This window comes from Acidobacteriota bacterium, from assembly GCA_016713675.1.
Classification (GTDB): domain Bacteria; phylum Acidobacteriota; class Blastocatellia; order Pyrinomonadales; family Pyrinomonadaceae; genus OLB17.
This window is the reverse complement of sequence record JADJOS010000004.1, coordinates 615714-630223: the sequence shown is the minus strand read 5'-3', so window position 1 is coordinate 630223 and position 14510 is coordinate 615714. Positions and strand designations below refer to the sequence as shown.

Annotated in this window: 10 protein-coding genes; 3 read left to right on the top strand and 7 right to left on the bottom strand. The window is 52.9% G+C overall.

From position 1 onward, the window contains the following. Positions 1-23: 23 nt before the first annotated feature. Positions 24-692 (top strand): hypothetical protein, encoded by a 669-nt coding sequence (locus tag IPK01_16290; protein MBK7934997.1) that lies wholly within the window; start codon positions 24-26, stop codon positions 690-692. Here IPK01_16290 and mfd read toward each other — a convergent pair whose 3' ends face one another. Continuing rightward, on the bottom strand, positions 693-4268 hold the full coding sequence (gene mfd, locus IPK01_16285; GenBank protein MBK7934996.1) for a transcription-repair coupling factor: 3576 nt from the start codon (positions 4266-4268) through the stop codon (positions 693-695). Between the two features lie 94 nt (positions 4269-4362). Here mfd and lysS point away from each other — a divergent pair, with 94 nt between their 5' ends. Beyond that, complete coding sequence (gene lysS, locus IPK01_16280) at positions 4363-6072, top strand: lysine--tRNA ligase (protein ID MBK7934995.1); 1710 nt, start codon at positions 4363-4365, stop codon at positions 6070-6072. A gap of 513 nt (positions 6073-6585) precedes the next feature. Then, on the top strand, positions 6586-7497 hold the full coding sequence (locus tag IPK01_16275) for a DMT family transporter (GenBank protein MBK7934994.1): 912 nt from the start codon (positions 6586-6588) through the stop codon (positions 7495-7497). Here IPK01_16275 and IPK01_16270 read toward each other — a convergent pair whose 3' ends face one another. From IPK01_16270 to IPK01_16245, 6 genes are all read right to left on the bottom strand, one after another. Next, the gene (locus tag IPK01_16270; GenBank protein MBK7934993.1) at positions 7498-8598 is read right to left on the bottom strand and encodes an ABC transporter permease; all 1101 of its coding nucleotides are present in this window, start codon (positions 8596-8598) and stop codon (positions 7498-7500) included. It abuts the gene before it with no gap. Beyond that, a complete protein-coding gene (locus tag IPK01_16265) occupies positions 8591-9952 on the bottom strand; it encodes a glycosyltransferase (protein ID MBK7934992.1) in 1362 nt (453 codons plus the stop codon). The genes IPK01_16270 and IPK01_16265 overlap by 8 nt, the downstream gene beginning before the upstream one ends. Before the next feature lie 37 nt (positions 9953-9989). Continuing rightward, positions 9990-11357: a glycosyltransferase gene (locus tag IPK01_16260; protein MBK7934991.1), complete on the bottom strand. Its 1368-nt coding sequence runs from the start codon at positions 11355-11357 to the stop codon at positions 9990-9992. A 57-nt stretch (positions 11358-11414) separates the two neighbouring features. Beyond that, positions 11415-12605, bottom strand: a complete 1191-nt coding sequence (locus tag IPK01_16255; protein MBK7934990.1) for a glycosyltransferase — start codon at positions 12603-12605, stop codon at positions 11415-11417. A 108-nt stretch (positions 12606-12713) separates the two neighbouring features. Then, complete coding sequence (locus IPK01_16250) at positions 12714-13334, bottom strand: hypothetical protein (GenBank protein MBK7934989.1); 621 nt, start codon at positions 13332-13334, stop codon at positions 12714-12716. Further along, positions 13331-14464, bottom strand: coding sequence for a glycosyltransferase (locus tag IPK01_16245; protein ID MBK7934988.1), 1134 nt, complete (start codon positions 14462-14464; stop codon positions 13331-13333). Before IPK01_16245 ends, IPK01_16250 begins: the two co-directional genes overlap by 4 nt. Positions 14465-14510: the final 46 nt, after the last annotated feature.

Genomic DNA, 14510 nt, shown 5'->3' with positions numbered 1-14510 from the left:
AAACTCCCTCACCGCCCCAAAAGATGTCCAAAAAATGCGTTGAGTGCCGTCTCGTTCATTATTCGTCAGCCGCGACATGCGAACGGTGCGGCGGCGAACTTCGCAATTTGAACGGAACAATGGACCGTTTGAATAATTTTGCAGCGACGATCGCACGGCGGGCCTCGGTCTGTGCGTTGGTCTTGATCATCGTATTGGCCGGCTTTTATCTGTCGCTCATCGGCTCGGCAAGGTCTCTATCATACGACGACAAGCAGACGGTAAAGCGTTCGATCGCCATATTACGCGAAAGAGGATTTACAAACGAGGCTTTTTATCTTGAGAATTTGGCAGCGTTCCGCGGAAGCGACAATTGGTTGAATGCGTCTGTCGCGAAAGAGAATGCATATGCCGCGACCAATTTTCCATTCGAGATCATCACGCTTTATTCCGACTTTTTCACATACCCTGTCGATGACATCGAACGGGCGGCCATATTGCTGCATGAAGCGAAACACCTCGCCGGCGCCGACGAGCGCGAAGCTTACGAATTCGTATGGAAACACCGAGATCAACTTGGCTGGACATTTACCGAATACGCCGAGTCGACGGTTTGGCATAATATCCGAAAACAAACCAAGGAAAACGTGCCGGAGCTATTTACCTGCACAGAGCTCGCTTATTTCGATTGCACCGAACCTCGAATTCGATAGCTATTGACGAACAGATCCCAACACTTCGATCGAACGAACGATCGGGTCATTTCCGTCCGGCAGATCAAACCGAAGGATGCCGCTGGGCGAAAATGTCGAGCCTTCATTGTCGCTGAGGAATTGCATCAATTTTTCAGGCGAAACAATCGCTGATTCACCTAGTTTTATCGCAACACCATTTGCGGCCCGGTCGATCGAGACGATGTGCATTCGCTCGCCGAGTTTTCGCAGACGGCCATAGGCAAAGAGATTTTCGACCGACCGCGGAATACGGCCGTAGCGGTCTTCGATCTCGGCGTGGATCTGTATCAAAGCCTCTTCAGTTTCGGCGGACGAAATTCGCTTGTATGTTCGCAGACGCTGGCTTGCCTCGGAAATGTAATCCTTCGGAATCGAAACATCAACGCCCAGATTGATAGAAACGCTCGTCTCATCGGCGATCTCGTCGCCGCGGATCTCCGCGATCGTCCGCTCGAGCATTTTCGTATACAGGTCAAAGCCAAGAGCATCCAGGTGACCGGATTGCTGACCGCCGAGGATATTTCCGGCACCTCGCAATTCCAAGTCGAGTGCCGCAAGGCGGAAACCGGCGCCGAGGTCCGAGAATTCACGTATTGCGCTCAAACGCCGCCTAGCGATCGGCGTCAGTTCTAATTCACTTGCGATCAGCAAATAGGCGTACGCTCGGCGATTTGAACGGCCGACACGGCCGCGAAGTTGATAGAGCTGCGAGAGGCCGTAGTTGTCGGCTCGATTGATGATGATCGTGTTTGCACGCGGGATGTCGATGCCGTTTTCAATGATCGTCGTAGCTACCAAGATATCGTATTTGTAATCGATGAAATCGAGCATCACCTGTTCCATTTCCTTTTCGTTCATCTGGCCGTGGCCGATGGCGATGCGGGCATTTGGAACTATCTTTTGAACCAATGCGGCGACTTGCTCGATCGTTTCAACGCGATTGTGGATGAAAAAGATCTGACCGTTGCGGGCGAGTTCGAGTTCGATCGCCGAGCGGATAACGCCCTCGGAAAACTGCACGACCTGTGTGTTGATCGCAAGCCGATCACGCGGCGGCGTTTCGATCACCGACATATCTCTCATACCAAGCAGCGACATGTTGAGCGTTCGCGGGATGGGTGTTGCCGATAGCGTCAGAACATCGACCTTTTTCTTAAGCTGTTTCAATTTCTCTTTGTGGCCAACGCCGAAACGCTGCTCTTCGTCAACGACGACAAGCCCGAGTTTTGGCAGTTTCACGTCGTTCGAGAGAATGCGGTGCGTGCCGATGACGACATCGACCTCGCCTTTTGCAGCAGCTTCGGTTACGGCCTTTTGCTCGGCGGTCGAGCGGAAGCGCGATAGCAGTTCGACCTTGACCGGAAACGCCGCGAATCGCTTTTTGAAAGACTCGAAATGTTGATATGCAAGCACAGTCGTCGGTGTCAGCACGGCGGCCTGTTTGCCGTCCATAACCGCCTTAAAGGCTGCGCGCATCGCGACCTCGGTCTTGCCGTAACCAACGTCGCCGATGATGAGGCGGTCCATTGGCATATGCGATTCCATGTCGGATTTGACGTCAACGATCGCCGATGCCTGATCGACGGTCAGGTCGTACGGAAATGCATCCTCGAACTCATGCTGCCACGGTGCGTCTGGCGGAAAGGCATGGCCGCGAACAAGTTTGCGTTCAGCATAAAGCTTTAGCAGCTCGTCCGCCATATCACGCATAGCGCGTTTGGCTTTGGCCTTGGTCTTCTGCCAGCCCATCCCGCCGAGACGGTCGAGCGTTGGCGATGTTGCTTCACCTGATGAATATCGCGACACGAGATCCATTCGCTCGACTGGAACGAAAAGCTTTGCGTTCTCGTTGTAGATCAGCAGCATGAACTCGCGATCCGAGCCCTGCGACGAGATCGTCTGCAAACCGTCAAACCGCCCGATCCCGTGATCGACGTGAACCACGTAATCGCCCTGCTTAAGATCGCGAAAATCAGATATGAACGCGCCGAGTTTGCTCTTAGTACGCTGACCTTTCGGCGTGGCAAGGCGGCGTTCGGCCTGCGTGGTCTCACCAAATATGTCGTTCTCGGTAAAGAGGATCAGATCGAACTCCGGCAGCTCAAAACCGCTCGACAGATCTCCAATAACGATCGACTCCGACAATAACGGAGCGTCGTATTCGCGCAATATTTCCTCGATGCGCTCAGCCATACCGTGCGTTTGCGGAATGATCTTGATATCAGCTTTGGAACTTGTCGCTTTCGCCGTTATTCCATTCACAAATGCCTGAATATCGCCATGATATTTCCGCGTCGAGCGAGACTGCAGATCGATCTCAGTTGACTTCGCAGCCGTTGGAAACAGAAACAGCGGCTCCGAGGCAGAAACACGACCGGTAGGGAGTGTTTTCTTCTCGCCCGACGTCGAGGTGCCATCCACGTCCACGGCAAACTGCTCATCAATTCCTGCCGCCGTTCTCCCCAACGACCGCAGTTCGAGCCGAGCCGACTCGCTTAATACAGTTCTCAACTCTACCGGCATCACAAACAGTTCTTCCGGATCGAGGCCCACATCGCCTGTTTCGCTCAGCGCATCGAAATGCTGTTGCAAATGCTCGTAAAAACCGGTCAACGAATGCTCAATTGCCGTCGGTTCGTCGATAACAAAAACACATTTAGGTAGATGGTCGAAAACAGTCGCATCGAGTGTGCGTACCAGCGGCATGAGGAATTCCCAGCCTGAGAATGTTTCGCCTTCGTCGGCGAAATCTGTGCGGTCCTTGAGGTTTCGTTTGAATTTGTCGTCGGAGAAACGTTCCCGGGCAAAGAATGCCCAGTCCTTAAAATCCTGCGGCGAAACGGCGATCTCACGCATCGGGGCGATGCCGATCTCGGTCAATTGTCCGGTGGAAAGCTGCGTTTCCGCATCAAATGTCCGTATAGAATCGACCGTATCACCAAAGAACTCGACGCGAACCGGAGCATCAGCATCAGGCGACCAAACATCGATGATTCCCCCGCGTACAGAGAACTGGCCTGGGCCGAAAAGAGGTTCTTCGCGGACGTAACCTCCGGCAAACAGCCGTTCGATCAGCTCTTCGGGCGGAAGATCTTTGTCGCGGGTCAACACGCATCCGAGAGCAGCGATCTGGTCCGGCGAAACTGTTCGCTGGATCAGCGAACGGGCTGAAAGGATCACAAGATCATTCCCGCCGCGAAGCATTTGCCACAGTGCCAAAGCACGGCGTTCCTGAGTTTCTGCATGAGGTGAAACGCCGGAATACGGATCGGCTTCGAAGGATGGAAGCGTTATGATTTTGGATTCTGGATTTTGTATTTTGGATTGAAAGAAGTCAAGATCAGCTTCCCAAGATTCCAGTTCCGTATTTGATTCGGTTACAACAGCAAATACCTTACCTGTTTCTGCACGCAGACGCGTCAGGACAAACGCCTTCGCTGCCACAGAGGTCAGTCCGCTGAGGCTGATCACACGTGAACCTTTATCGATCTCACGCTTTAATTTATCGAACTCACTCGCCATAAACGCACTGATGCGCAGAAAACGCTGAGCCACAGGGCGTTGCGTTTTCGTGCAGTGTCACTATTGTGCCATATTCGCGAGATGTTTGCCGTGTTCGCGGCTGTTAACTATAATCAGAGATTCAATTATGAGCATTCCAGCATTTAACGAGATCATCGAACAAAACGACCAGACCGAAGCTCGACGGGCTTCGCTTGACGCAATTGCCGGCTTGGTCGGCAATGTGTATCCGAATAAATTTGCGCGCACTTCGGTCAGCGGCGGCGAAGATACCATCACGGCACTCAAACATTTCGACAAGATAGCCGGCGTCGAAGCGAAGATGGCTGAGATCAAGGCGAGCCTTGCCGAAGGCGAGCGTCCGCCTGCTGAAAAGAAAGATGCGCTCAACGAAGAACTAAAGGCACTCGGAAACGTTCGAATTGCGGGCCGCCTGACTACGCCGACGCGTGGCAATTTTGTCCATCTGACCGATGGAATGTCTAAGCTGCAGGTATATTGCAATAAGAAAGGCCCGCTTGCCCTAGTGCGGAACGATGGTGAGAATACGCTTGACGAAGAAAACGGTTGGGCGTTGTGGCAGCTGCTGGATCACGGCGACTTGATCGGCGTCGAAGGCTATTTATTCGTCACCAACACCGGCGAAGTGAGTGTTCATGTCGAGAAACTCCAGTTCCTCGCCAAAGCGATGCTGCCGATGCCCGACAAAATGCACGGCATCGCCGATCCTGAACTGCAGCGACGCTATCGATACGCTGATCTGATCGCTTCGACGCTGCAGGTCGAGCACGAAGGACTTACGACGCGCGAAGTTTTCGAGCGCCGGGCCAAGTTGATCTCAGGGATGCGTCGGTTTCTAGATGATGCGGGCTTTATCGAGGTCGAGACGCCTATGTTAACGCCAAAGGCGACCGGCGCAGCGGCTAAGCCATTCGAGACGCATCACAATGCGCTCGACATTCCGCTTTATGCACGCGTAGCGCCTGAGCTTTATCTCAAACGTCTGGTCGTCGGCGGCTTTGAAAAGGTTTACGAACTCAACCGCAACTTCCGCAACGAAGGCCTCTCCCAGCGTCACAACCCCGAATTCACCATGCTCGAGTTCTACATCGCCTACATGGATGTGAACGGGATGATGGACTTCGCGGAGAAGATGATAAAAGAAGCAGTCGCGAAGGCGAATGACGGCAATCTTGTCGTGAAATACGGCGAGAACGAGATCGATTTCGGCAACTTTGAGCGGATAACGATGCGGGATGCTGTCGCGAGAGTGTCAGAACCGCCTGCGTCAGCGGGCGGCGTGAACTCGACGGGAACGGAGTCTGATAAAAACGAGACTGGTATGGCTATAACGTCCGTGCCGCCCGCTCACGCAGGCGGTTCTGACCTGCTCGCCGCGTTCGAAGAGCACATCGAGCACACACTTATTCAGCCAACCTTCATCATCGATTACCCGAAATCAATCTCACCGCTTTCGAAGGCTGATCCTTCGAATCCGAACATCGCGGAGCGGTTTGAGTTGTTTATCAATGGTATGGAAGTCGCGAATGGTTTTAGCGAGCTAAACGACCCGAAAGAACAGTACGAACGCTTTGTGGATCAGATGTCGGAGCGTGAGCGCGGTGACGAAGAGGCGATGGTGCTGGACGAAGACTATATTCGCGCGCTTTCTTATGGAATGCCGCCCGCCGCCGGCATCGGTATCGGGATTGACCGGCTCGTCATGCTCCTAACCAACAAACACTCGATCCGCGACGTTATCCTTTTCCCGCACATGCGACCTGATCGGAAAGAAGGGGAGAAGGGGAGTGGAGGAGAAGGGGAGAAAGAGGCGTGAGATCGGTGCTTTAATTGCTCCGTCTCGCCGAGCGGAAAAGCTTTGCTTTTCCGTTGAGCCTCTAATATTCTTCGCGGCTACGCCGCTGCTTTGGATATTGCTTTTTAAGACCGCGGCATAGCCGCCAGAGTCATTCTTCAGACTTTCGGAAAAGCATAGCTTTTCCGCTCGGCGATTTGATCAGTCAGATAAACCGGTCATCTTAGCGACTAGAATGCCCATTCAAGCGGCTAATATGCACAACTTAGTGACTAATATGTCCAACTTAGAGACAAAGTTGTACTACTTTAGAGTTGAAGTTACACAACTTTGAAACAAAGTTACGCAACTTAGCGGCAAAGTTGTACTACTTTAGAGTTAAAGTAGCCCAAGTTAGCGGCTAATGTGTACTACTTTAACGGCAAATATGTACAACTTTTCGGAAAACATGTACTACTTTAGAGTTAAAGTAGCCCAACTAAGCGACAAATCAGCCCAACTTTAGAGCCAAAGCACACCAGTTTTGACCGTTAGATGAAGGTATTTTTCTATACAGCGTTCGCGCTTGTCGCGTTTGCGTTCAACTCGATCCTCTGCCGCCTCGCTTTACGCGGCGAAGAGGCCGATGCTGCGGGTTTTACGGCTGTTCGGCTCGCTTCGGGGGCTGTTGCGTTGGTCGTGATCGGATATTTGGTCACCAAAGGCGGAAACCTGAGCGGTAGCGAGGGTGTTTCTTCGTTCGGCGAAGACGCACGATCGGGTAACGAAGAGGACACACTCCCTACCGGTCGTGTTTCCGCCTCATGGCTGTCTGCCTTTTACTTATTTGCATATGCTGTCTGCTTTTCGTTTGCGTACCTAGGGCTGACGGCGGGGACCGGCGCGCTTGTTTTATTTGGCTCTGTGCAGATGACAATGGTCGCGGCGGCGATCGTTAAGGGCGAGCGCCCGACGCCTTTGGAATGGATCGGACTGAGCATTGCGGTCTGCGGTTTGATATATCTTGTGCTTCCGGGCTTAGCATCGCCGCCGCTCACGAGTTCGATGCTAATGGCGGCCGCAGGAATGGCGTGGGGAGCGTATTCTATTCGCGGCAAGGGCAGCGCCGATCCGCTGCGCGACACCGCAGGCAACTTTGCGCGTTCGTTATTGTTTGTTGTTCCGCTCGTCTTGCTCTACATTCCGGCGTTGCAGCTGACGTTACGCGGCTGGCTGTTCGCTGTTTTGTCCGGTGCGGTCACATCCGGCGTTGGTTATGCCGTTTGGTACGCGGCACTCAAATTTCACACTTCGACTCGAGCGGCTGTTATGCAGCTTTCCGTTCCGGTTGTCGCGGCAGTGTTTGGAATTATCCTGCTCGGTGAGACCGCAACCGCGACCTTGGGCGTCGCGGCGGCGTTGATTTTGGGCGGAATTGGACTTACGATCGTCGGGAAGCGACGCTAATTACTCATTAACCATCACTTCGACAGGATCGATAGCGGATGCGCGCCACGCCGGATACAATGCGCCGATCAAACTGCCGCCGACAGCGATCGCAATTGCCCAGAGTGTCCATTGGAGACTGTATTCGAAAGCCAGTTCAAAATTGCGGCTTATCAACTGCGACGCAATAAACGCCGTCGCAAAGCCAAGAATTATCCCAAGAATGCCGATCATAAGTGCTTCGCCTTCGATCGTCTTGATAATGAATCCGTGCGATGCGCCGAGCGATTTGAGGATACCGATCTCTTTGCGGCGTTCGGTGATGGTCGTGTACATCGAAAGCAGTACGAAGATCGTCGAAACGAACGCTCCGAGGCCGACGAGAACCTTGAGAAATGTGTTGAGGCCCGGAATTCGGTCGCCGGCGTCGATGACGAGATCGCTCGTGATATTGATCTTATTGCCTGGAAGAGCTTCGTTTATCTTGGCCGCGATCGCATTTACATCAGCGCCGTCTTTCACTTTGACAAGGATGTACGTGCATTTGTTTGGAGCCTCAAGTGCAGATTGCAGTGCTGCAAGCGACATTTTGATACGGGCACCTGATGGCGGTTCGAAAACACCAACGACCTTGTAATGCTTGTCGCCGAAGACGTCAACGGTATCTCCAAGGCTGACCTTTTCCTCACGCATCTGCCGATCGTCGAGGATAACTTCGTCTTCAGCGACCGGCGCACGTCCTGCAGTCAAACGCATTTCGTTCATCTCGGCAAACTCTGCCCAGGGTACACCGTCGATCTGCTGTATTCCCCAACGCCCTTTTGAACTTGCCGATATATAACGCCCAACTGGCACGACCGACTTTACGCCTTCGATCTGCTTAAGACGTTCGACGTATCCGACGCTGACGTTCATATTCGAACTCGTCGTCTCCATTCCGCCGGCACGGGCAAAGACTATCTCAGCTTTCCAATTCGACGCACGCTTAGCCATGTCGTTGGTCATGCCGCGTGCAAGGCCGGTGAAAAGCACGACCAAAACAACGCCGAGGGCAACGCCGACCACGCTGATCAGCGTGCGGATGGGGCGGACCTTAAGATTTGCGAATACGAGTTCAAGCATCTGTTAATGGAATATAGTCAAAAGACTTAGCGGCCGCAATGTCGGTAAATAGTTCCTTTCGAGTCTGAAAATCCGCGAACATCTTATCGTACGTCTCGAGCAAACGGTCGGTCGAACGCTCACGGGTGTTTTGCTCGGCAGTTGCGAGTGCGTTGGCGACCTTTTTCACGCGCAAACTGCTGTCGCTGACGATCTGGCGGACAGCGGCGGCGAAGTCCTCGCCCTTTGGCTCGACCAGCCACGCATTGTCATTGGTCGCGTATGAGAGTATGCCGCCGGCATTTGGTGCGAGCGTCGGCACGCCTGACGCCATTGCTTCGAGCGGTGCAATGCCGAACGGTTCTCGCGGATTAGGATGAACAAATACGTCGGCATTCGCATAAAATCCGGCGAGCAGATCTTTATCGAGATGCCCAAGCTGAATGATCTTTCGCGGAGCGTACTTGTCGCCCTGCTTTTTCAGCCAATCGCTTTGCGGACCTGCTCCGGCGACGAGAAGGCGAAAATCATTCTCGCTGTCTTGCGATAATATCTTCATCATATCGACGAGTAGGCCGATATTCTTCTCAGGAGACAGGCGGCCCGCGTAGAGCAGGATCGTCGCTGTTTCGGGAATGTCAGCGAGCTTTCGCATCTCTGCACGAATCTCGTCCGACTTTCGTTTTGGAGAATACTGGGCGATATCAACTCCGCGTGGGCAGACAAAGATGCGTTCGGAGACCGGCACCCGGGGAGCCTTAAAAAACCGCCAGCATGCGTTCAGAAACCAATTCGACCTACGCGGATTTACATCGGTAGTTAGCGAATTGAAGAACTCTTCGGCCGTGTAGGTCGAATTTGCGATGTGGTAGTCAAAATTCGGCATCGTGTAGTTGCCGATCACTCGCCGAGCGAACCATTTCCCGAGCTTGCCGCCGGTGAGGAACGATCCGATATTGTCGTCCATTCGCTCGCATGAAAAATGAACCAGCATTGGGCGGCCAAGCTTTTTGAAGTTGTTTGTGCGGATCATTACGCCGAGCAAGCTGAGCGTGTATTTGTCGGTGACCTCGACGATGTCGGGCATTTCTTCAAGCAAAATGCGGCGAATGACAGTGTCCTTGAGCATGTACTGCCACGGCATCATTACGCGATACCGTTTGTCGAAAACAGGTGAATAACGTGCGGGGACGTAATAGATCCTGGCGTACTCGTTCACGTCCTCGACCGATTCGGTCTCGCCCGGAACTATGAGCCGTACCTCGCGTTTATGACGGTCGGCAGCGGCGAGCAGATTGTTGAACGAAGTACTGATCCCGCCGGAGTTCTTGTGGTAGTAATTCGTGATGTGGACCGATTTGACGGCTTTGCTCATAAACTCCGACCCCGCAGGAAAATATCGAAGTCGGAGTTTAACATTTCGTCAAAGCACCTGCAAAATTGGTGGACGCGGGCGATGCGGTGTAATCGAAAAGTTCCGGGCTCGCGATAAACTCACGGTGCATACGATCGTAGAGTGCAAACAGTGCGTCGGTCGATGTGTCCCAATCATAAAGATCCGCAGTTATTACGCCGGCTTTTAGCTTTGATTCGCGAACCGATTTGTCAGCAAAAACGCTTTCGATCGCCTCGGCGAAACTTGCCGACCTCGGGTCGGAAAGCCACGAGTTTGTATCGTTCGCGTACGACAGCAGGCCGCCCGAATTTGGTGCAACTACCGGCAAGCCTGACGCCATTGCTTCGAGCGGCGTGATGCCGAATGGTTCGTGCGGGTTTGGATGAACGAATACATCACAATTTGCAAAAAGATCGGCGAGTTTTTCTTTATCGGCGATCTGACCGAGCATATGGACACGGCCCGGTGCAAGCCTCTCCGACTGTTCAGCGAAATGTTCAGCACCCGGCCCGCTTCCGGCGACGAGTAGGCGATAGTCATGTTGTTGGCTCTTGCTCAGTCGAGCGATCGTTTTGATCAGCAGGTCGGGGTTCTTTTCGGGTGAAATTCGGCCCGCGTACAGCAGTAAGCGTGCATCAGCAGGAAAGCTAAATTCTTCGGCCAAGTCCCGGCGTTTCGCGTCGTTCCTTCGCCTGTCGTCGAACGTCGTATTGTCGACACCGCATTGATTTATAAAGACCCGATCTTTCAATTTCACCTGAGCGGCCCTCAAATACCGCCAACACCAATTGAACACACGGTCGGAGCGATTAGGATTCTCTAAAGCACACGTCGATTCGAAGAACTCCTGCCCCGTGTATTCGGAATTTGCAAGATGAAAATCGAACATCGGCAAATTATAGTTTGCGGTATACCGGCGGGTGAACCAGTTCGATATTCGTCCTGCTGAGATGAAAGAACTTACGTTGTCGTCCATCCGCTCGCACGAAAACTGCACCAGCATCGGCCGTTTGCTGCCGACGTTCATGATGTGCTTTCTGAGCAATCCGGCCATCAGACTCAATGTATATTTTTCGCCGATCTCGATCAGATCGGGCTGTTCATCGCGGAGGATGGCCTTGATCGGGGAGCTATCGAAAATATAGGTCTTCCACGGCAGCATCAGGCGGTATCGCTTATCAAAAAGCGGCGAGAAATCCGCCTTTACGTAGTAGATCCTGCCAAACTCCCCTACCTCTTCGACCGACGATTCCTCGCCGGGAACTATCAACCGGACATAGCGTTTGCGGCGATTGGCAGCCTCGAGAAGTTTGTTGTAAGCAGTACTGATCCCGCCGGAATTCTTGTGATAGTAGTTGGTAATATGGACAGATTTTAATGGCACGATATTTTAGTTGAAAAGCCCTGAATATTTGATTCGGAATGCCCGGAATGCGTTGGGTCAGGCTCTAACCTTCTTATCGTATGATGCACAAAGATCGTAATAGCCGTAGGTTTTTTTGAAGATCGCGTTCCAAGAATGTTCAATTGCAAATCGTCTTGCTTCGATCCGCATCGGCTGAAGTACATCTTGGTTCTGTATGACCTCGGCGACCCTGACCGCGAGTTCGTCCTCGGTGTTGGCGATAAGCCCGCTTTTGTTGTCCTCGATCAGAAATTTCGGGCCGCCGACGGGGAACGCAATTGCCGGGACCCCTGAGGACATAGCCTCCAGAACAACATTTGCGAAGGCGTCAGTTAACGACGGAAAGACAAAAAGATCCATGTTGGCAAATGCCTCGGCAACTGCTTCGCCGCGAATTTCGCCGGTGAATTCTGCCTTCGACAGGTGCTTTTCGAGCCACGGCCTTTCGTCGCCGTCGCCGACGATCAAAAAGCGGTAGTTCGTCACCCCGGCAGACTGCAATGCGGCGTCCAACCGGCCGAGTGCCCGAACATTTTTCTCGGCCCTGAGCCTGCCGACGAAGCCAAGCACAAATTCATTGTCGTCCGACGTTCTCGTGCGCTTAGCGGGCGTGAGCATCTCGATATCGACTCCGCGTCGAAGTAAGAATGACGGCCTTTTTGTCATTCGGCCGATCTCGTCGACAAGGTCCTGATTTGGCGCTAGCTGCATTTGGGCGAGAAAATAGAGCTTCATCAGGCCAAACATCGTCGCCCTTTCGATCGCCGTGCCGATCTTGCAGCGGACAGTTTTCGGCAGCCAATTGCCGAGGCTCAAAAGGCGTTCGGCAGCATATTCGTGGGTGTTCGTATGCCACGTCGCGACCGCCGGGATGTTCATAAAATGGGCGTGGACAAACCCAAATTGACTGATGTCGTTGAGGCCGGTCAGATGAATAACGTCGGCACCGAATTCCTTCAACGTGCTTTTGACTAGAGCCCTTTTACGCCATAGGAGCGGATCGTACTTAAATTCTCCGTCAAGCGGTATTGACGCCCGGTTTCGTTTGAGATCAAGATAACGGACCGAACCGTCGTTCGTGAGCTTTGTTTCGGCTCCGGATCTAATGCACAAGAGCGGATGGCCGTTGTCCTTGGCATACGACGTCAGCCGCCGCAAGAAGTTCGCGGCGCCGTTTATCTCGTGAAATGTGTCGGCAAACAGGGCTACCCTTGGTGCAATGTCCATATCGCCAGCCTTAAACTCAATGTCATATCTCGCTTCGGCCCATAACCGGGGCGCTAGGAGACACTTACAAAATCCGGGAGGTTTGTCTGGTCAAAATCCAGATGAGGACTATTTAGAATTCTTTTTCTTAGACTTTCGCCATGTCCAGACAAGCGGAAACGACAAGAATTCAAGTGCGAGCCATGGCATTCGTCTAAGGTCGCGCCAGATCGATTGTTGGCTTTCGTCTTTCACCAAAAGTGCCCCGCGGCGCATTGCAAACAGGTTGAATACGGCCGAGATCGCCGAAACAAGCACCGATATGGCGATCGCCTTTCCTTTCCCGTTGACGCCGGTCTGATTGTCGTACAGCGTCTGGACACCGAATTCGATAACGTGGCTGATGGTTGCCAGCACCAGAGGCACCGTCAAGATGGCGTGCCACGGCGGCTCGACCTTACTGAATGATTGAATGATCGCTCCGTTTACACCGCCGAAAATAAAGCGAAAGACCGATTGGGCAACCGCAGCACCGATCGCAAGCTTCAATCCATCCTTCTTGAACAGATATGTAAAAAAGAAGATCGGAGCACGAAGCATCGCGCTCAAAACCGCTGCCTTCCAATTCCATCGAAGCACAAGAGTATCGATCGGATGTCGCAGTAGGTGGAGAAATACTGTTTTTAGGCTTTGTTTGGGGGTTTGGGTGTCCTCGTTACCGAAAACTGGATCTGTCTCTTGATCGATCATTTCTTCAGCGAAGCTTTTTTCTCCTGTTCCAGTTTGATCGCCTCGGCATATCCGTCATAAACGCTCTCGAAGATCGAATCCCACGACTTGGACAATGCGTTCTCACGCGAATCAAGTTTCATCTTAGCTAGTTTTTCACGGTCGCGATACAACTCGAGTGCGTATTTCGCAAAGTCGCTTGTCTCGTGCGCCACAAATCCGCTTATGCCTTCGCTGATAATGAATTTTGGCCCGCCCTTGTCCGAAACGATCGCCGGTACTCCTGACGCGTTAGCTTCCTGAGCGACATTGCCGAATGCATCGGTCTCGGAAGGGAACAGGAAAACGTCCATATTAGCATATGCCTCGGCTAAAGGTTCGCCCTCGATAAAGCCGGTGATCACCTTACGCCTCATATTCTCTTCGAGAAATTGCCGTTCAGTGCCTTCTCCAACGATCAGGAACTCATAATCTTCGATCCCGGCATCGATGAACGCCCTTTCGACATCGACGAGAACTTTGACATTTTTCTCGGCACGAAGCCGGCCGACGGAGCCAAGCCTAAAGATATTGTCATTTACCGTCCGCTTTTGAGGCCCGAAGAACTGAGGATCCACGCCGCGGCCCATCAAACGCGACGCCCGGCCCGTTCGCCTGCCGAGGTCATCGACCAACTCCTGATTGGGCGAGAGGATCACTTTCGGCATTTTGTAGTACAAGATGCAGCCCTGCATGATCTTGTGTTCGGCAAAGCCCGCGATCTTCTTGACAAATCCGCTAGGCAGAAACCCAAACATCCTCTCGATCCGGCTGGCAGCGAATTCGTGGATATTTGTGTGCCACGAGCCAAGCAGCGGTATTTGCAGTTTCCAGGCTAGATAAGCCCCGATGATACTCACATCATTCAGGCCGGTAATGTGTATCACATCGGGCTTGAATTCAAGCAGCTGTTTCATTACGCGCGACGCGTGGCGTTGAAACAGCGGGTCGTATGCAAGTTCTTCATCGAGTGTGATCGCGAGCGGCGAACGCTTTAGGGATAGATGTGTGACGCTGCCATCGACGGTAAGTTCGGTCGCCGGCCCGGCGTGAACGCATAGGTACGGACGGTTCTTTCGACCGGCAAAATCCGTCAGCCGTCTGCATGTCATTGCGGCGCCGTTTACCTCCAGATATGAATCCGGAAAAAAGGCAACG

Bases quoted from the DNA above. Each gene is read 5' to 3' on its own strand.
- IPK01_16250 (MBK7934989.1), bottom strand. From the start codon at position 13,334: ATGATCGATCAAGAGACAGATCCAGTTTTCGGTAACGAGGACACCCAA.
- IPK01_16270 (MBK7934993.1), bottom strand. From the start codon at position 8,598: ATGCTTGAACTCGTATTCGCAAATCTTAAGGTCCGCCCCATCCGCACG.
- IPK01_16255 (MBK7934990.1), bottom strand. From the start codon at position 12,605: ATGGACATTGCACCAAGGGTAGCCCTGTTTGCCGACACATTTCACGAG.
- IPK01_16245 (MBK7934988.1), bottom strand. From the start codon at position 14,464: ATGACATGCAGACGGCTGACGGATTTTGCCGGTCGAAAGAACCGTCCG.
- IPK01_16290 (MBK7934997.1), top strand. From the start codon at position 24: ATGTCCAAAAAATGCGTTGAGTGCCGTCTCGTTCATTATTCGTCAGCC.
- IPK01_16275 (MBK7934994.1), top strand. From the start codon at position 6,586: ATGAAGGTATTTTTCTATACAGCGTTCGCGCTTGTCGCGTTTGCGTTC.
- lysS (MBK7934995.1), top strand. From the start codon at position 4,363: ATGAGCATTCCAGCATTTAACGAGATCATCGAACAAAACGACCAGACC.
- IPK01_16265 (MBK7934992.1), bottom strand. From the start codon at position 9,952: ATGAGCAAAGCCGTCAAATCGGTCCACATCACGAATTACTACCACAAG.